Source organism: Allosphingosinicella sp., from assembly GCF_036403745.1.
Lineage (GTDB): Bacteria > Pseudomonadota > Alphaproteobacteria > Sphingomonadales > Sphingomonadaceae > Allosphingosinicella.
Window position 1 is genome coordinate 62,066 of record NZ_DASWQI010000031.1, and the last position, 16,760, is coordinate 78,825.

The following is a 16,760-nucleotide window of genomic DNA, read 5'->3' on the forward strand; positions in this document are numbered from 1 at the left end:
GATGGTTAACGAACCCCTTAGATCCTCCCCGTCCCGGGGAGGAGCTAGTGGCCACCCCCGCACATACGAAAAGGGCGGGGCGATTGCTCGCCCCGCCCGCCTTCGCGTTCTATTCGACGATCAGCTCTTAGCTGCTCATCGAGGTCGAGACGTTCGAGAAGGTCTTGTTGAGGCTCGAGCCGACGCCCTGCATCGCGGTGATCGCGGCAACGGCGATGAGGGCGGCGATCAGGCCGTACTCGATGGCGGTGGCGCCCTTCTCGGACTTACGAATCTTGCGAATGAAATTCATCATGATCTGGTCTCCTGTTTCCAAAGCTTTGGAAGCCCACGCTCCCGGCCCTTCGCGCTGTCCATTTCGCTCGAGGCTGCTCCCGTCTTAGGGGGAGGGTGTTTCCAAAAGGTTATCACGCACGCGCTGGGTCACCCTGCGGTCACGACGGCGGTCGACACGTTGTTCCACATGCCGATCGTCGTGTTCGCGAACATCGACAGGCCGCCGATGATCGCGATCACGATGAGCGAGAGGATGAGGCCGTATTCGACGGCGGTCGCGGCCTTGCGGTCCCCTAGAAGCCTTCGAAGCATCCTCATCTTCTCGCATCCCCCTGGTTCGCAATGTACCCAGTGGAGCGAGGAATAAGGCTGGCACGGTTAAGGGATTCCTAGCATCGGGCGTTAAGATGGAAAAAAATCCGACACTCATGGTCGTGGCCGCCGCCTTGGCCCGGCCCGACGGGCGCGTGCTCCTCCAGCAACGGCCGGCGGGGAAGGCGATGGCGGGCCTGTGGGAATTCCCCGGCGGCAAGGTCGAGCCGGGCGAGCGGCCGGAGCAGGCGCTGGTGCGCGAGCTTCGCGAGGAACTCGGCATCGGCGTGGAGGAGGCGGCGCTCGCCCCCGCCGCCTTTGCGAGTGCACCGCTCGGCGATCGGCACCTGCTGCTGCTCCTCTTTCTGTGCCGGAGGTGGGAAGGAGAGCCGCGGCCGCTCGACGCAGCGGCTCTCCAATGGGCAACTCCGGCGGAGATGCGCGCGCTGGCCATGCCGCCGGCCGACGTGCCGCTGGTCGAAGCGCTGGAGCGGCTTCTGTAGCTACTTCGGCCTCAGCGCCTCGGCGAGCGACGCCGTCGCGCTGCCGCGCCTAGCTGGCTGCGGCTGATCGGGGCCCGGCGCCCAGCCGAGCAGGTGCAGAATCTCGAACCGCTCCCGGGTCTTGCCGTCGGCTTCGGCCTCTGCGGCGAAGGCGGCGATGGCGGCGGCGTAGGCGCGGCGGCCGAGCGGCTTCCGCGATCGGGTGGCCAGGATGTTCGTCGCGCCCATCGCCCGCAGATCTCCGACCAGGGTGCGAAGGCCGCTGTACCGCACCTCCACGGTCTCCGAATCGGCCACCGGCAAGGCGAAGCCGGCGCGCTGGAGGAGGTCGCCGGCGGCGCGGACGTCGATCTGCGGGTGGATGCGAGGTGCGGCGCCGCCCTCCGCTTCGTCGGCGGCGGCCATGGCCTCCCTGAGACGCGGAAGGGTCCCCGCTCCTGCAAAGGCGCCGAGGAACAGACCGTCGGGCGCCAGCGCGCGGCGGGCGAGGATGAGGGCGCCGGGCAAGTCGTTGACGCTGTCGAGCGCGGCCACGGAGACGACGAGGTCGAATGCGCTATCGGCAAAGGGGAGCCGGTCCTCGTCCCCCTGCATCCCGCTCGAAGCCGCGGCGAAGCGGACGCCGGCGTCCGCCTGCACCACCTCGAGTCCCCGATCGCGCAGGCGCCGGGCGAGGTATCCCCGGCCGGTGCCGAGATCGAGCGCCCGTGAAAAGCTGCGCGTAACGAGGTCGAGCCGCTCCAGCATCTCGTCGGCCGCGCGCCGGAAGAGATAATCGGCCTCCTCGCCCGCCATGGCTGCGCGGTCGCGCCGCAGCCTGCGCAGGGTGCGATCGAAGGGGAGGTCCGGGCTCACGCCGTCCCCGTCGCCCCGCGGCGCCCTGGTGTAAAGGTCCGCCGCATGAATTGCGCGCCGGGCCTGCGCGTTGCGGGCTAGAAGAACATCTTCCTCAGGCTGATCCGCACCGTCCGGCCGACCGGGTCGATATAGCCGGGCTGGTAGCTGAGCGGGGTTGCGCCCGTCGCGTCCCGCACGCGCAGGCGCGTGTCGAAGATGTTGTCGACGGCGAACGTGATGCGAGCGCCGCGGATCCAGGGATGCTTGCGCACCAGCTGGACCTGCTGGCCGAGGTCGGCGAACAGGCGCAGGTTCAGCGTCGCCAGCGGCGAGAAGAACAGGTCCGTGCTGTTGACGCCGCCCAGGGCGGCCGCGCCGCGCACCGTCGTGCCGCTCTGCCAATTGCCGGTGAGCCGGGCGCCGAGGCCGTTGCGGAACAGCCCCGCCTGCAACTCGATCTGGTGGCGCGGCGCGCCGCCGCTGCTGCCGACCGCCGAGCCGTTGAGGAGATCGAGCGCGGGAAGGCCCGGCTGGACCTGGATCTCATTCTTGAACGTCCACGTATGATAGACGGCGAGCTGCAGGCGGCCCTGACCGAAGCCGCCGAAGCCGCCGCGTCCACCGCCGCCGCCGCCGCCACCGAAGCCGCCGCGGCCACCGCCGCCGCCGCCACCAGCGCCGCCGCCGCGGCGTCCGCCGCCTGCGCCGGCCGCGTCACCCGTGGCAGGTGTGGCCTGCGCCGTGGTGGCCGTGCCGGTCGCGGGCTGCCCCTGCGCCGTCTGGCCGCCAGCCGTGGGCTGACCCTGGCCGCCGGCGCCCTGCGGACGCCCGCCACCGCCGCCGCCGCCGCCGCCGAAGCCGAAGGCGCCGAAGCCCCCGCCGCCGCCGCCCGCGCCGCCGCCGAAGTTCGGCCGCCGCGCCTTGCCGAACGGGGCCATAAAGTTGATTCCCCAGCGCAGCTGCTGGCGCTCGGAACGCTCGAAATTGACCGGCCGCTGGTCGATGCGGACGAGGCGGCCCGATGCATCGCGGGTGAACCGGCTCGGGAACGCCGCCTCGATCGCCGGGGTGGCGATCGGGAAGGAGGCGATCGGGTCGTTGATCCGCTCGTTGGTATATTCGGCGGTGATCGACAGCTCCTTGTCCTTGATCGGCTTCAAGGTGCCGCCGAGCTTCCACAGCCGGCGATGGTCGGAGCGCAGCGCCGGATTGCCGCCGCTGATCACCGTCACGTCGGCGGTCTCGCCGCGCGTGAAGTCGAAGATGCGCACGTTCGGCGTCGTCAGCACCGGATTGCCGAGCTGCTGCATCGACGGCGGCCCCTGCTCGTCAGTGATCGAGGCGATCAGCGACAGGGGCACGACCGGCGACCAGTTGATGCCGCCGCCCAGCGTCCGCAGCGTGCCGAAATCCGAATGATGCTCGAACCGGGCGTTGCCGTTCAGCGACAGATTGCCGAGCGCGCTCAAGACGCCGAGGCGGCGGCTGGCGATCGGTACGTCGATGTTGAGCTGCGTGCGCTCGATGTCGCGCGACAAATGGCCGGCGGTGGTGAGCCCGGCGCGGAGCACGTCGGTGTCGAGCTGGTGGGTCTCGAAGGCGGCGTGGGCGGCGACGTTGACCTTGCCGCCCGGCAGGGAGACCAACGGCCCGTTGAACAGGAGGTCGGCAGTGCCGTCATTGGTTTTGGTGGTGGCGCGGTCTACCGGCAAGGCATTCAGGTAACGCTGCGGCACCGGCCCGAACGGATTCACGTTCGGGTCGCCGGCGGCGATTCGCGCCTGATAGTCGGTGAGGTCGAAGCCGGTGTCGGTGCGGATAAGGTTATAGCCGATGTCGTAATTGCCGGTGAACGACCAGCGCCACGGCAGGAGGTCGCCGTTCACGGTGACGCCGACATGGCCGCTCTGCGTGTCGTTGAGGCGCTCCAGCGGGCTCCCCGGCGCGAGATAGCGCAGCACCGAGACGTCGCTGCCGAACGGCGAATAGGGATTGCCGCGGGGCACCAACGTCGTTCCCGTGCCGAGGCCGAGCAGGCTCGAACTCGAACCGACCGAGAAACGGCCGTTCACCGTCGCCTGGACCTTGTCGGAGAGGTTCTTCTTGACGGACGTGTTGACGGTGAAGGTTTGGCTGTCGGGCGACAGGGTGCGGTAGCGGCCGAGGCCGGTGGTGTTGATCGGATCGTTATACGCGCCAAGCGGCACGCCGGCCGTGCCCGCCGCGACCGGGACGCCGGCGGCGGTGACCGGCTGGCCGGCAAGCGCGCTCAGCGCCGGGTCGATTGCGGCGCCGAACGGGACGCCGACGACGTTGCCGCCCAGCGCGAAGGGACGCGAGGGGGTCGTCTCGATGATGTCCCGGTCGCTTTCGAGCAGCCGCCCGCTATGCTGATATTGCGCGTCGATGCTGAACCGGCCGCCGTTCAGGATCCGCAGCATGTTGACTTCGGCATTCTCGGTGTCGCGGCCGCCGGCCGTCGCCATGCCGGCGCCAAGCTCCGTGGTTATTGCCTTGAAGCGGCGGCGCAGGACGATGTTCACCACGCGCTGGTCGGCGCGATAGCCATATTGCAGCGCGACTTCCTCGGGGAGGATGTCGACCCGGTCGATCGCCTCCGGCGGCAGGTCGCGCACTTCGCCGAAGCCCGAGATGCGGCGGCCGTCGAGGAGGATGACGGGGCCGTCGCCGCCGCGGCCGCGGGTGCTCGAGGTCTGTGGGGCGAGGATCGAGATGAGATCCGAGATGCTGCTGGCGCCGGTGGCGCGGATGTCGCGGCGGTCGAGCTGCAGTTCCGGCGGGATGTCGCTGATCACAGCGCCGCGCTCGCGCGTGCCGGTGACGACGATCGCCTGGCCCGGATCTTCCTCGTCATCGGCCGTGTCGGCCGCTGCCGGCGCAGGCGTCGCGCCGGGACGCGGCGCCGGGGCCGGCGCACCGGCGGCGGCGGGCGCCGCTGTCCCCGCCGGAGCGGGAGCGGGCGCGGGGCGAGGAACAGGCGCGGTGGGCGCCTGGGCAAGGACCGGGGTGGTGGCGACGCCGGCCATCAGGCCCGCGGTCAACAGCTTCAATCTCACGCGTACAACCCTGTTTTGATGACGAGCAATCGGGGGCGGCGGCTGCCGGACCCACCCTGAACACCTCCTGTACGAAGGGATTCCAAAAAAGCTCCCTCACCCGAAACGAAAACTCGTCGCGCGGAGAGGTGGCTTCGTCGCGACAGGCGAGGGTTTGCAGCCCCACGCGCAGGCGCCGTCGCAGCCGCCGCGCCTTTGCCGGCCGGGCGGTTAGGCCGGTGATCGCCGCATGACGCGGTCCGGATATTCCGGCCAGAGAAGGCCGGCCAGAGAAGGAACTTCCCATGTTGAAGCTCATCAATGTTGCCGCGCTCGCCGCGGCCTTCGCGGGCACGGCGTCCGAGGCCCAGGGCCAGGCCGCCGCCGGTACGTACAGCGTCGCCATCCGCAGCGGCGATCTCAATCTCGCCAGCCCCGGCGGCCTCGCCACCTTCCGCGGCCGGGTCCACGCCGGGGCGGCCCAGGCCTGCGGCGACGAAAAGGTCGCGCCGCTCGCCGAGGCGACCCAGATCGCCCAGTGCCGCGCTGGCTTCGCCCGCGCCGCCGAGGGCCGGGTCAGCCTCGCGCTCGCCCGCCAGGACACCGCCGTTGCCGGCACGCGCTGACGCCGGCCGCGGTGGAGGGAAGGTGGTGCACATCCCCCGCGTCACCTTCCCTTTTTCCTCTTTCCTCGACTGACGCCGGAGCGCGCCGTGCAGATAGTGAAGAGCCTCTTTGCCGCCTCGCTTCTCGCCGTGGCGGCGCCCGCCCCGCCGCCGGCCCCGGCTTCGGTGGCGTCGCTGGTCGAGACGGAGCGCGCCTTTGCGCAGCTCGCGCAGGACAAGGGCACGCAGGCGGCGTTTGGCGCCTTCATCGGCGAGGACGGCCAGATGTTCCTGCCGGCGCCGACGCGGGCCAAGCCGCTGATCGAGGCCGGGAAGATCGACTTCGGGCCGATCCGCTGGTGGCCGGTTTACGCGGGCGTCGCCGCCTCCGGAGACCTCGGCTTCACCACCGGCCCCGCTATCTCCGGCGAGGGCAAGGAGACACGCTACGCCGTCTTCCTGACCGTCTGGAAGCGGCAGCCGGACGGCCGCTGGCGGTTCATCATGGACAAGGGCATCCCCCAGGCCTTGCCCTCGCCGCAAGACAAGGACGCCCCGGTCGCCGCGCTTCCCGCGTCGCGCGCCGGCAAGGGCGCCAAGGGCTGGGACGAGGTGGCCGCCGCCGAGGCGGTGCTCTCCCGCGGCCTCGCGGTCGACGCACCCAAGGCCTTCCTCGCCGCGCTCGCCCCCGACGGCAGGCTGCTGCGCAACGGCCCGCCGCCCGCAACCACCGCCATAGCTGTGCGAGCGATCCTCGCCGCCGGCCCCACCCGGATCGCCGCAGCCCCGCTCGGCGGTGCCGCCTCCGCCGCGGGCGACCTCGCTTACACTTACGGCACCGCCGCGTGGCGCGACGCCTCGGGCGACCGCAACGGCCATTATCTCCGCCTCTGGCAGCGCCGCGCCGGCGGCTGGCGCCTCGTCGTCGACCAGGCGACCGCGCCGCCCGCGGCTCCGCCCCCGACTCCGGCCCCAACCCCGCCCAGCGCCGGCGGCTGATCTCGACAACGGGGGCGTGCTTCCGTCGCCCCCGCGCCTGCCGCCCGGCCGCTTTCGGGCGGTTCGGGTGGCCTTTGTCTGCAAAGCCCGCTTCCCGTGCGACGAAAGCGGGCGCGCAGAGGGCGCAAACCCGCTAAATGTTACGGCCACGGACATAAGGGCCGGCCGAGCCTGGAGACATGACCAGCATGGACACAGAACCGATCCGCCACCCCGAAATCTTGCGCCAGGCGGTGAAGCTGACGCTCGGCGTCTGGTTCTTCACCTCGATCCTGTTCGTCATGCCGATCATCGTCGCGACGGGGCACCTGCCGCCGCTGGCGGTTGGCATCACCTTGCTGTGCATCGCCTTCGGCATCTTCATGTCGCTGCCGCTCTACTGGACGGCGGCGCGATTGAACGAGGCGCCGAGCTGGCTCAAGGTGACCGGCGTGTTCGCAGCCGTCTGCGTATGCGCCTTCCTGTTCTCGCTGTTCGACGCGGTGAACGGCGGCCACATCATCCAGCTGTTCATGGCCGAGCATCACATTCCGCCGGACGTCCTCAACCGCACCGTCTCCAATTTCATCAGCTTCTCGTGGCTCTACGGGCTCCTGGGCACGATCTACGTCATCCTCCACACCCATGCCGCGATGCGCGACCGCGAGCTGCAGCTCGCCGAGGCGCGCTCGCTGGCGCAGACGGCGCAGCTGACGGCGCTGCGCCTCCAGCTCAATCCGCACTTCCTGTTCAACACGCTGAACGCAATCTCCTCGCTGATCGTCACCGGCCGCAACAAACAGGGGGAGGCGATGCTGTCGAAGCTGTGCGACTTCCTGCGCACCGCGCTCACCGCCGAGACCAACGGCACCAACAGCGTCGGCGAGGAGCTGGAGACACTGCAGACCTATCTGGAGATCGAGGCGATCCGCTTCGGCGACCGGCTCTCCGTCGAGTTCGCGGCGGGCGAGGAGGTGGTCGACCTGCCCGTGCCGAGCTTCATCCTCCAGCCTTTGGTCGAGAACGCGGTCAAATATGCGGTGGCGCCGACCAGCCAGCCGGTCATCGTCCGCGTCGGCGCCCGCAGGGAGGGCGGCGAGCTGATCCTGTCGGTCAGCGACAATGGCCGCAGCGCCGCCTCGGCCGCCTCGGGCAAGCCGACCGGCACCGGCGTCGGCCTCGACAACATCCGCCGCCGGCTCGAGGTGCTCTACGCCCGCAAGGCGCGGCTGGAGACGATCGCGTTCGACGACGGCTTCACGGCTGTCATCCGCCTCCCCATCGCCGAGCGGGCGACTCTCGGCTCGTGGCTCGGCCTCGTCGCGGCGGCCTGAGCGATGCTGCGCACCATCCTCGTCGACGACGAACCGCTGGCGCTCGAGCGGCTCGCGGTCTTCTTCAAGGACATCGAGGGGGCCGAGGTGGTCGGCACCGCCCGCGACGGCAAGGAAGCGGCGGAGGCGATCGCGCGCCTCAAGCCCGATCTCGCCATCCTGGACATCCAGATGCCGGAGCAGAACGGCCTCCGCGTCGCCGCCACCCTGCCGGAGGAGGAGCGGCCGGAAGTCGTCTTCGTCACTGCCTTCGAGCAATATGCGCCCGACGCGTTCGAGGTCGACGCGGCCGACTATCTGCTCAAGCCCGTCCGCTTCGACCGGCTGTGGCAGGCGGTCGAGCGGGCCAAGCGGCGCAAGTATCTGCGCACGATGGCGGGGCGCGCCGAGGCGCTGGCGGCCGAGCCCGAAAGCCGCCACGAGGACGGCCTATGGGTCCCGACCCGCGCCGGCGCGCTGTTCGTCCCCATCGAGACGATCGACTGGGTCGAGGCGCAGCGCGATTACGTGATGCTCCACACCGCGACGCGCAGCCACATCGTCCGCATCTCGATGCGCGCGCTGGAGGAGAAGCTCGACCCCAAGGCGCTGATCCGCGTCCACCGCTCCGCCTTCGCCCGCCCGTCCGGCGTTGTGGAGGTCCAGCGGCTGGGCAAGACGATCAATGCCCTGGTGCTGGGCGACGGCGCCATCGTCCAGGTCGGGCCCAACTATTCGAAGGCGGTGGCGGAAAGGCTCGGCCTCCCGGCGTGAGTTCCTCGTCCTCCCCGTCGCGCAGCGATGGGGAGGGGGACCATGCGAAGCATGGTGGAGGGGCCGCTCGGAGTCCGTAATGCCCCCCATCGGCTTCGCCGACAGGGAGGACGAGCCCTCAATGCTCCCTGACGTAGGTCATGCGCGCCTCGCCGCGGTGCATCACCAGCCGGCCCGGCTCGACGTCGAGCACCAGCCCCTGGAAATCCACCTTGCCGAGATCGTGCGGGGTGATGAGGAAGCTGAGGTCGTTCGCTTTCGCCGCGTCGATCGGGAAGCGCTGCGATTCGACGCCGAACATGCCGAGCGCGAACGTCACCGCCACGGCCTTGCGCGTCTCCTCCTCCGGCATCGTCCAGCCGTCCGGGCCGCCAATGTAGGTGACGAGCGGCGGCCCCGTTTCAAAGTCGATGCGCAGGTCCGTCCCGACCGCATCGCGCCCGCCCGGCCAGGTGACGTGGAGGGTGAGCGGGGCGAAGGCGACCTTCTTCGCGGCCCCCGCGGAAAAGGCCGGCGGCACCGGTCTGGGCCGTGTCGTCAGGCGGATTTCGTTCCCGACCCGCTGCCACGGGCCGGTCGCCTCCTCGTCGAGCGCGCCGGCGGCGAGGGCATATTCGAAATGGCCGTCGCGGGCGATGATCAGCTCTGAGGCGACGTCGTGCTCGCCCTGAAGCCGGTAGCGTCCGACAGGGTCCGGCGCGGGCGCGGGTCCTGGCGCGGGTGGGGCCAGGAGGAGGAGCGCCGCGATCCAGGACGGGGCCGTCATCGCCGCATCATGCGCCTCTCTCCACCCCGCCGAAAGCTTTTCTGGATCGCCTCCGAAATGGTATAGCGACTCGAGTCTAAGAATAGGGGGACAGGATGCGGAAATCAGGGATGATTCTGGCCGGCGCGGGCGTGATGGCCCTGGCGGGCGCGGCGGCTTTGGCCCAGCCGGGCGGCGGCGAAGCCACCGCGGTCTACTGGATGACGGCCGACACCATGTCCGGGATGGGCGGGATGATGGGCCGCGGCGCCGGCTCGATGATCGGCGCGATGATGCGCGGCGGCAGCATGGGCGGTACGGCGCGGACCCTGCGCCTGCAGCTCGGCTCCAGCCGCCGCGCCGCCGGAACGCCGCAGGCCGAGCATTTGCCGCCCGCAGGTCTCCAGGCCGGGCAGAGCCTCCCTTTGGTGTCGCCGGAGGCGGCGCGCGCGGTCGAGGAGGCGCCGACCGCATGGCCCAAGAATATGGAGCGGCCGAAGGGCCGCATCCTCATCTACTGGGGCTGCGGCGAGCATGCCCGGCCCGGCCAGCCGGTGGTGATCGACTTCGAGTCGATCTCGCAAGGCCGCCTGCCGCCCGCCTTCGCCAACCTCGCGGCAATGCGCACCGCCATGCCGCCCTCGCCAAGCCGCTTCGCCACCTATGGCGACTGGCCGAACCAGCGCAATTCGACGCGCATCCAGCCCGGCGGCTCGCTAGTCGGCGAGCATGTCGTGCGGGGCAATTACACCCCCGACATCCGCTTCACCGTCGGCCCGAATCAGGATTTCCTGGCGCCGGTGACGCTGACCTCGAGCGCCGCCGCGCCCTCGGCCGCCGTGCCGCTCGTCTGGCGACCGGTCCCCGGCGCGCGCGCCTGGCTCGCCACCGCGATGGGCGCGGGCGCTGGGGGCGACATGGTGATGTGGACCTCCAGCGAGACGCAGGCGATGGCGATGGGCATGGATCATATGTCCGACGGCGAGATCGCCCGGCTGGTCCAGCAGCGCGTCCTCATGCCCGGCAGCACCGATCGCTGCACCGTCCCCATCGAAGTCGCCCATGGCGGCCGCGGGGCGATGCTGACGCTGACCGCGTTCGGCGGCGAGTCGAACTTCAGCAGCCCCGTCCGTCCCGCCCGCGCGCCCGCCGGCTGGCATCCGGACTGGGTGGTGAAGCTGCGCACCAAGTCGACCTATATGGGCCTGCTCGGCGTCGACATGCCGCAGATGGCAGGCGAGGAGAGGGGCGACCAGAACGGCAATCCGCCCGCGCCCAAGAAGAAGAAATCCCTCTTCGACCGCGCCATCGGCGGCATGATCCCGCATTGAGGCTACTCTGCCTCCCCATCGTTCCGATGGGGAGGCAGGGGGCTCACCCCGCCTTGGGCAGGGCCTCCGGCGCGTTCCGGCGCGATAGGAGCGCCGGGATCTCCGCGCCGGGGACGGCGCGCGAATAGAGGTAGCCCTGGCCATAGTCGCAGCCTTGGGCGACGAGACGGGCTTCCTGCGCCGCCGTCTCGATCCCCTCGGCGACGATCTCGATCTCGAGGCTGTGGCCGAGGTTTATGACGGCGCGGATGATCGCCGCCGCGTCCGGATTGTGGCCGAGGTCGCGGACGAAGCTGCGGTCGATCTTCAAAAGGTCGACCGGGAATTGCTTCAGGTGCGAGAGCGAGGCGTACCCAGTGCCGAAATCGTCGAGCGCGATGGTGACTCCCGCCGCGCTGAGCAGCTTCAGCGTCCGCTCGACGCAATCGGCGCCGCGGCCGAGGAAGACGGTCTCGGTGACTTCGAGCTGCAGGCAGTGCGGCGGCACCGCGGCCTCGGCGAGGCGATCGAGCAGCCGCTCCGCGAAGTCGCCGCTGTGGAATTCCGCCGCCGAGGCGTTGATCGCGACATGGCGGAAATCGACCCCTTCGGCGCGCCACCGGCCGATGTCGGCGATGACCTTGTCGATCATCCGGTCGCTGATGCCGGCGGCGATGGTCAAGTCCTCGAACGCCGCGGAGATGGTGTCGGGGCTCTGGATGCCCTTGCCCGGATGGTGCCACCGCAGCAGCGCCTCGAAGCCGGCCATCTCGCCGGTCCGAAGGTCGACCTTGGGCTGGTAGAAAGGCACTATCCAGTCCTTGTCGATCGCGTCGCGGGCGAGGGCGAGCATCGAGATGCGGTTCTGCATCTCGGCGCGCATCCGCGCGTGGAACATCTTCAGGTTCCCGCGCCCCGACGCCTTGGCGACGTAGAGGGCGATATCCGCATGCTTCATCAGCTCGGCGCGGGTCTCGCCGTCCTTGGGGAAGAGGCTGGCGCCGATGCTGGCGTCGCAATCGAGCACCATGCCGCCATGCACCCACGGCCGCCGCAGCGCCTTCATCGCCGCATCGACGGCGGAGGTGACCTCGTCCTCGGTCTCGACGCCGTTCAGGATCACGGCGAACTCGTCGCCGCCGAGCCGCGCGACGAGGTCGTCCTTGCGCCCGGCTTCCTTCAGCCGCTCCGCAAAGGCGCAGAGCAAAGCGTCGCCCGCATCGTGGCCGAGCGTGTCGTTGACCCGCTTGAACTCGTCGATGTCGAGGAGGAGCAAAGCGAAATGCGACTGCCCCTCGTCGGGCCGCACCATGTGGTCGAGCCGCTCCTGGAAGAGCAGGCGGTTGGGCAGGCCGGTCAGCGAATCGTGGTTGGCGATCCAGCGGACCTGCTCCTCCGACTGCTTCTGGTGGCTGATGTCGCGCGAGACGACGACCAGCCGGCTGACCTTGCCCTCGCCGTCGCGCACCGGCGTCGCGACCGCGTCCCACCAGCGCGGCTCGCCGTCGGGACCGGTGTCGCGGAAGGCGAGCTGCGCCGTTTCGCCTTTCCGGGCGCGGGCGAGCGTCCGCTTCGCCGCCGCGCGGTTTTCGGGCTGCAATTGCTCGACCCAGAATATGCCCTGCCGCCCCTCGGGATCGTCGACCCTGACGGCGCGCCGACCGAGGCGGTTGGCGAAGAGGATGCGGCCGTGAAGGTCGAGGAGCTTGATCGAGTCCGCGCTCGATTCGAGAATCGAGCGGGTGACCGCGTCGCTTTCCTTGAGCGCCTGCTCGGCCATGACGCCTTCGTGGATGTCGGTCGAGGTGCCGAACCAGCGCACCACCCGCCCGTCGGCATCGCGCTGCGGCACGGCCCTTGCCAGCATCCAGCGATATTCGCCCGAGCTGTGGCGGAGGCGGTAGAGATAATCGATCGGCTCGCCGGCGGCGATGTTGACCGGCCAGTCCGCCTCGACGCGGGCGAGATCGTCGGGGTGGATGGCGGACGACCATTCGAGGCTCGTCGAACTGCCGACGACGCCGGTGAAGGCCTCCCATTGCGGGCTGATATAGGTGGTGCGCCCCTCGGCGTCGCAGGACCAGATGATCTGCGGTACCGAATCGAGGATGCGATGCGCCTGCTCGGTGCTCGCCCGCAGCTTTTCCTCGAGCGCCTTCTGCTCGGTGACGTCGGCGATATAGCCTTCGAGCGCCATTGCGCGTCCGCCGGCGTCGAAGACGGAGACGCCCGTCTCGTGCACCCACCGCACCGCGCCGTCACGGCGGATGATGCGGTATGTCCCGGAGAAGCGGCTGCGGGCGCGCACCCCACGCTTCACCTCTGCGACGAGGGCGGCGCGGTCTTCCGGATGGGTGATGTCGGCCCAGCTAATGGCGTGGTTCATCCATTCCCCGGCCGACCAGCCGGTGATCGCCTCGGCGCCCTCGCTAACGAAATCGAGCCGCCACGGCCGCTCGATCTGGCAGCGATAGGCGATGCCGGGAAGGTTGCCGAGGAGCGTCGCGATGCGCCGCTGGCTCTCGCCAAGCGCGTCCTGCGCCGCCTTGCGCTCGGTGACGTCGGTGACGGTGCCGCACACCCAGCGCGCTTCGCCTTCGCCCGCGGCGACCGGCTGCGCCACCGCCCGCACCCAGCGTATTTCGCCGTCGCCGCGCATCGTGCGGAAGACGACGTCGTGCTGCTCGCCGTGCCGGAAGCAGCGTTCGAGGCTGTCGCGGACCCACGGCTTGTCGTCGGGATGAACGGACTGCATCGGCTCGGCGTTTATCCGCGCCACCGGTTCCAGCCCGAACACCGCGCTCGTCACCGCGTCCCAGCTCGATCGGCCCGTCTGCATGTCGATCCGCCACGTACCGACCCGTGCCGCTTCCAGCGCGGCGCGCACGAACGGATCCTGCGGTCCGCCGGGCACGGCTGCGAAGGCGAGGGCGCCCTCCAGCGTTTCGGGGTCGAAATGCAGCAAAGCCGCCGCTACTCCCGCTCAGTGTTTTCGAGGGGACACGGGCTTCACGCCGTTGCCGCCCCCGCCGCAGCCCCTGCGCGGCCCGTCCCTTCTGGCGGATCGAGGTTAAGCAATGGTTTGTGATGCCACCGTGAAACCTCCGCACCGGGGTCCTGATTGGGGTGGCCGGCGATCCACAAGTTTATTTGAAGCCGCGGCGGCGCGCGCGGAACAGAAACCGCGCTCTCCTGATTTATGTTGCTCAAGGGCGGCCGCGTTTCAGACCGCCAGGGAGAGTGCGATGGGCGAAGCGGCGCGAAGGATCGTGATCGTCGACGATGATCCCCTCGTCCTGCGCACCACGGCCGAAATTCTCGCCGACGACGGCTACGAGGTCGTTCAGGCGGAAGGCTATCAGCAGGCGCTGGAGCGGCTCGAAGCGGCGGCGCCGGAAACCTCCGTGCTCGTCACCGACATCCGTTTTTCCGACGGGCCCGACGGCATCGCGCTGGCCCGCCAGGTCGCCGAGCGCTGGCCGCATATCCGCATCGTCATCGTCTCGGGCGACGTGCGCCCCGCGGGCGGCGATTATCCGGAATCGGCCCTGTTCTTCACCAAGCCCTACGCCCCGGGCGCGCTCCTCACGATGGTGCGCGAAGGTGCCGAATGGGCGCGGGGCTAGGAAACCCGGCGGGCACAAGCTCGTTACACCCCCGTAGCATCTGACGCTGCGCGTATCGATGGAGTTCTATCATGGGACTTGGCACTATCCTCATCATCATCCTGATCATCGTGCTGATCGGGTCGCTGCCCTCCTGGGGCTACAGCCGCGGCTGGGGCTATTTCCCGTCGGGCGGCTTCGGCCTCGTGCTGCTGATCATCATCATCCTCGTCCTGATGGGCCGCCTCTAACCCTCTCGCGAAATCCGGAAGCGCCCGCTATGGCTCGGGCGCTTCCGCTTTCGACCGAGGGGTTTGCCGAAACATGTTCTTGCGGTTTCTCGCCGCGGCGCTCGCGCTGCTCCTGCCCGCCATCGCCGCGTCCGCCGCGCCCGCGCCCGCGCTCCACCGGCCCACGCTCCATCGGGGCGTCAACATCCTCGGCTACGACCCGATCTGGCGCGATCCCGCCAAGGCCCGCTTCCAGGCGCGCCATTTCGCCGAGATCAGGAAGGGCGGCTTCGACTTCGTCCGCGTCAACCTCCAGGCCTTCCGCCACATGGACGCGCAGAACCGGCTCGACCCCGCCTGGCTGAAGCGGCTCGATTGGGTGGTCAAGGGCGCGACCGCCGCCGGCCTCTCCGTCATTCTGGATGAACATGATTTCGAGCCCTGCTCGGCCGATCCAATCATGTGCCGCACCCGCCTCGGCGCCTTCTGGAGCCAGGTCGCACCGCGCTACCGAGCCGCGCCGCGCACTGTCTTGTTCGAGCTCCTCAACGAGCCGCACGACAAGCTCGACGCCGCCGGCTGGAACGCGCTTTTGAAGGACATTCTGGCGGTCGTCCGCCGCACCAACCCCACCCGCACCGTGGTCATCGGGCCGACGCAGTGGAACAGCCTCTCCCAGCTCCCCACGCTCGAATTGCCCGCGAACGACCGCAACATCCTCGTCACCTTCCATTATTACGAGCCGTTCCGTTTCACCCACCAGGGCGCGTCCTGGGCCAAATTGAGCGACGTCCACGGCGTCGGCTGGGGAAGCGCCGAGGACCGCGGGCGGCTCGACAAGGATCTCGACGAAGCCGCCGCCTGGGCGCGCCGCACCGGGCGGCCGCTGCTGCTCGGCGAGTTCGGCGCCTATGCCGGCGGCGGCACGCCAATGGACCTGCGCGCCGCCTACACCGCCGCTGTCGCCCGCGGGGCCGAGCGCAGGGGCCTCGGCTGGGCCTATTGGCAGTTCGACAGCGACTTCATCGTCTGGGACATGAAGGCGAACGGCTGGGTGAAACCGATCCACGAGGCGCTCGTCCCCCGCTGAGGGGACACGTCCTCGGCCGCAGTGACGTCTGATCAGGTGCGAGGGCGCGGGGCCCTCCCTGCCTCCCTGCCGCGCAGCGGCGGGGAGGGGGACCATCGAAGGTGGTGGAGGGGTAAGCGCACACGCCCTCGCCGTCTCGCACGGGAAACGCTGATGCCGCGGCAGCTACCCCTCCACCATGCTTCGCATGGTCCCCCTCCCCATCTGGCGATGGGGAGGCAGAAAGTAGCAGTCTCGCGCACGGCTAACGTCAGTTCGCCCATTTTCGGGGAGAGGCGAGGACGCTCGACCCCCTTCACTCCTGCGAAGATGCAGCCTACCGTCGCGGCCTCTCCAGGGGCGGAGACGCGAAGTGGTCACTCACACCTTGCCGCGGCTCGGGCGCGCGGCGCTTCGGCACGTCGTCGATTTCGCGCTGCCGCCGCGCTGCCCGTCGTGCGGCATCATCGTGCCGGAGCCCAACCTCTTCTGCCTGCCCTGCTGGCAGAGCCTCGCTTTCCTCGGCGAACCCTGCTGCGCCCGCTGCGGCCTGCCGTTCGACTATGAGACCGATGCCGACGCCGAATGCGGCCGCTGCCTCGCCGATCCGCCGCCCTTCGAGCGCCTGCGCGCCGCCGTCGCTTATGGGGACACGGCGCGGAAGGTGGCGCTCAAACTCAAATATAGCGGCCGCCCCGGCGTCGCGGAGACGCTGGCGCACTTCATGGCCCGCCAGCTGCCCTGGCTGGGGAGCGGGGAGGGGGAGGCACTGCTCGTCCCCGTTCCCCTCCACCGATGGCGGATCTGGAAGCGCGGCTACAACCAGGCCGCGCTCATCGCCTCCGCTTTGTCGCGCCGCAGCGGCATCCCCGCCGAGCTCGATCTCCTGCGCCGCACCCGCGCGACGCCGCCGCTCAAGGGGCTCGGGCGCCGCGAGCGGGCGCTGACCGTCAGGGGCGTCTTCGCGGTCGCCAAGGAGGATCGCCCCCGCCTCAAGGGCCGCCATGTCATCCTCGTCGACGACGTCTTCACCAGCGGCGCCACCGCCGGCGCCTGCGCCCGCACCTTGCGCCGTGCCGGCGCCCGCTCGGTGGCGGTGCTGACCTGGGCACGGGTGGTCCGGGTCGAGCCGGATTGATCCAAAAGC

Annotated in this window: 16 protein-coding genes; 10 read left to right on the forward strand and 6 right to left on the reverse strand. The window is 69.9% G+C overall.

Annotated features, from left to right (window positions below; all coding sequences use genetic code 11):
* Nucleotides 1-127 precede the first annotated feature (127 nt).
* Together VGC56_RS04115 and VGC56_RS04120 are read right to left on the reverse strand one after the other, a co-directional pair.
* Nucleotides 128-292, reverse strand: a complete 165-nt coding sequence (locus VGC56_RS04115; protein WP_464123546.1) for a Flp family type IVb pilin — start codon at nt 290-292, stop codon at nt 128-130.
* A gap of 131 nt (nt 293-423) precedes the next feature.
* The gene (locus VGC56_RS04120; RefSeq protein WP_464123443.1) at nt 424-588 is read right to left on the reverse strand and encodes a Flp family type IVb pilin; all 165 of its coding nucleotides are present in this window, start codon (nt 586-588) and stop codon (nt 424-426) included.
* Between the two features lie 95 nt (nt 589-683).
* Between VGC56_RS04120 and VGC56_RS04125 the strand changes: the two genes are divergently transcribed.
* Entirely contained in the window at nt 684-1,091 is a 408-nt protein-coding gene (locus tag VGC56_RS04125) for a (deoxy)nucleoside triphosphate pyrophosphohydrolase (RefSeq protein ID WP_464123444.1), read from the forward strand.
* Here VGC56_RS04125 and VGC56_RS04130 read toward each other — a convergent pair whose 3' ends face one another.
* A complete protein-coding gene (locus VGC56_RS04130; RefSeq protein ID WP_464123445.1) occupies nt 1,092-1,946 on the reverse strand; it encodes a methyltransferase domain-containing protein in 855 nt (284 codons plus the stop codon). It lies immediately after the preceding gene.
* Between the two features lie 77 nt (nt 1,947-2,023).
* Nucleotides 2,024-4,990 carry a TonB-dependent receptor gene (locus VGC56_RS04135; RefSeq protein ID WP_464123446.1) on the reverse strand — a complete coding sequence of 989 codons (2,967 nt, stop codon included), beginning with the start codon at nt 4,988-4,990 and terminating at the stop codon, nt 2,024-2,026.
* A 299-nt stretch (nt 4,991-5,289) separates the two neighbouring features.
* On the opposite strand from VGC56_RS04135, the gene VGC56_RS04140 reads away from it, so the two are divergent.
* From VGC56_RS04140 to VGC56_RS04155, 4 genes are all read left to right on the forward strand, one after another.
* Entirely contained in the window at nt 5,290-5,610 is a 321-nt protein-coding gene (locus VGC56_RS04140) for a UrcA family protein (protein ID WP_464123447.1), read from the forward strand.
* An 87-nt stretch (nt 5,611-5,697) separates the two neighbouring features.
* The gene (locus tag VGC56_RS04145; protein WP_464123448.1) at nt 5,698-6,588 is read left to right on the forward strand and encodes a nuclear transport factor 2 family protein; all 891 of its coding nucleotides are present in this window, start codon (nt 5,698-5,700) and stop codon (nt 6,586-6,588) included.
* Between the two features lie 179 nt (nt 6,589-6,767).
* Nucleotides 6,768-7,901, forward strand: a complete 1,134-nt coding sequence (locus tag VGC56_RS04150) for a sensor histidine kinase (protein WP_464123449.1) — start codon at nt 6,768-6,770, stop codon at nt 7,899-7,901.
* Nucleotides 7,902-7,904: 3 nt separating this feature from the next.
* Nucleotides 7,905-8,654: a LytR/AlgR family response regulator transcription factor gene (locus VGC56_RS04155; RefSeq protein WP_464123450.1), complete on the forward strand. Its 750-nt coding sequence runs from the start codon at nt 7,905-7,907 to the stop codon at nt 8,652-8,654.
* A 118-nt stretch (nt 8,655-8,772) separates the two neighbouring features.
* On the opposite strand, the gene VGC56_RS04160 is transcribed toward VGC56_RS04155, so the two are convergent.
* Complete coding sequence (locus tag VGC56_RS04160) at nt 8,773-9,420, reverse strand: hypothetical protein (RefSeq protein ID WP_464123451.1); 648 nt, start codon at nt 9,418-9,420, stop codon at nt 8,773-8,775.
* A 110-nt stretch (nt 9,421-9,530) separates the two neighbouring features.
* Between VGC56_RS04160 and VGC56_RS04165 the strand changes: the two genes are divergently transcribed.
* Nucleotides 9,531-10,730 carry a hypothetical protein gene (locus VGC56_RS04165; RefSeq protein ID WP_464123452.1) on the forward strand — a complete coding sequence of 400 codons (1,200 nt, stop codon included), beginning with the start codon at nt 9,531-9,533 and terminating at the stop codon, nt 10,728-10,730.
* Between the two features lie 43 nt (nt 10,731-10,773).
* Here VGC56_RS04165 and VGC56_RS04170 read toward each other — a convergent pair whose 3' ends face one another.
* Nucleotides 10,774-13,674 (reverse strand): EAL domain-containing protein, encoded by a 2,901-nt coding sequence (locus VGC56_RS04170; RefSeq protein WP_464123453.1) that lies wholly within the window; start codon nt 13,672-13,674, stop codon nt 10,774-10,776.
* Nucleotides 13,675-13,954: 280 nt separating this feature from the next.
* On the opposite strand from VGC56_RS04170, the gene VGC56_RS04175 reads away from it, so the two are divergent.
* The 4 genes from VGC56_RS04175 to VGC56_RS04190 all read left to right on the forward strand — a co-directional run bounded on the left by VGC56_RS04175 (nt 13,955) and on the right by VGC56_RS04190 (nt 16,751).
* Nucleotides 13,955-14,335 (forward strand): response regulator, encoded by a 381-nt coding sequence (locus VGC56_RS04175; RefSeq protein ID WP_464123454.1) that lies wholly within the window; start codon nt 13,955-13,957, stop codon nt 14,333-14,335.
* A gap of 71 nt (nt 14,336-14,406) precedes the next feature.
* Nucleotides 14,407-14,565 (forward strand): DUF3309 family protein, encoded by a 159-nt coding sequence (locus VGC56_RS04180; RefSeq protein ID WP_464123455.1) that lies wholly within the window; start codon nt 14,407-14,409, stop codon nt 14,563-14,565.
* A gap of 73 nt (nt 14,566-14,638) precedes the next feature.
* Entirely contained in the window at nt 14,639-15,634 is a 996-nt protein-coding gene (locus VGC56_RS04185; RefSeq protein ID WP_464123456.1) for a glycoside hydrolase family 5 protein, read from the forward strand.
* Between the two features lie 352 nt (nt 15,635-15,986).
* Nucleotides 15,987-16,751 (forward strand): double zinc ribbon domain-containing protein, encoded by a 765-nt coding sequence (locus tag VGC56_RS04190; protein WP_464123457.1) that lies wholly within the window; start codon nt 15,987-15,989, stop codon nt 16,749-16,751.
* Nucleotides 16,752-16,760 lie beyond the last annotated feature (9 nt).

What these genes read in the sequence shown, in the direction of transcription:
- VGC56_RS04120 (WP_464123443.1), bottom strand. Translation starts at nt 588, where the DNA reads ATGCTTCGAAGGCTTCTAGGGGACCGCAAGGCCGCGACCGCCGTCGAA.
- VGC56_RS04115 (WP_464123546.1), bottom strand. Translation starts at nt 292, where the DNA reads ATGAATTTCATTCGCAAGATTCGTAAGTCCGAGAAGGGCGCCACCGCC.
- VGC56_RS04165 (WP_464123452.1), top strand. Translation starts at nt 9,531, where the DNA reads ATGATTCTGGCCGGCGCGGGCGTGATGGCCCTGGCGGGCGCGGCGGCT.
- VGC56_RS04175 (WP_464123454.1), top strand. Translation starts at nt 13,955, where the DNA reads ATGGGCGAAGCGGCGCGAAGGATCGTGATCGTCGACGATGATCCCCTC.
- VGC56_RS04185 (WP_464123456.1), top strand. Translation starts at nt 14,639, where the DNA reads ATGTTCTTGCGGTTTCTCGCCGCGGCGCTCGCGCTGCTCCTGCCCGCC.
- VGC56_RS04150 (WP_464123449.1), top strand. Translation starts at nt 6,768, where the DNA reads ATGACCAGCATGGACACAGAACCGATCCGCCACCCCGAAATCTTGCGC.
- VGC56_RS04125 (WP_464123444.1), top strand. Translation starts at nt 684, where the DNA reads ATGGAAAAAAATCCGACACTCATGGTCGTGGCCGCCGCCTTGGCCCGG.
- VGC56_RS04140 (WP_464123447.1), top strand. Translation starts at nt 5,290, where the DNA reads ATGTTGAAGCTCATCAATGTTGCCGCGCTCGCCGCGGCCTTCGCGGGC.
- VGC56_RS04160 (WP_464123451.1), bottom strand. Translation starts at nt 9,420, where the DNA reads ATGACGGCCCCGTCCTGGATCGCGGCGCTCCTCCTCCTGGCCCCACCC.
- VGC56_RS04155 (WP_464123450.1), top strand. Translation starts at nt 7,905, where the DNA reads ATGCTGCGCACCATCCTCGTCGACGACGAACCGCTGGCGCTCGAGCGG.
- VGC56_RS04180 (WP_464123455.1), top strand. Translation starts at nt 14,407, where the DNA reads ATGGGACTTGGCACTATCCTCATCATCATCCTGATCATCGTGCTGATC.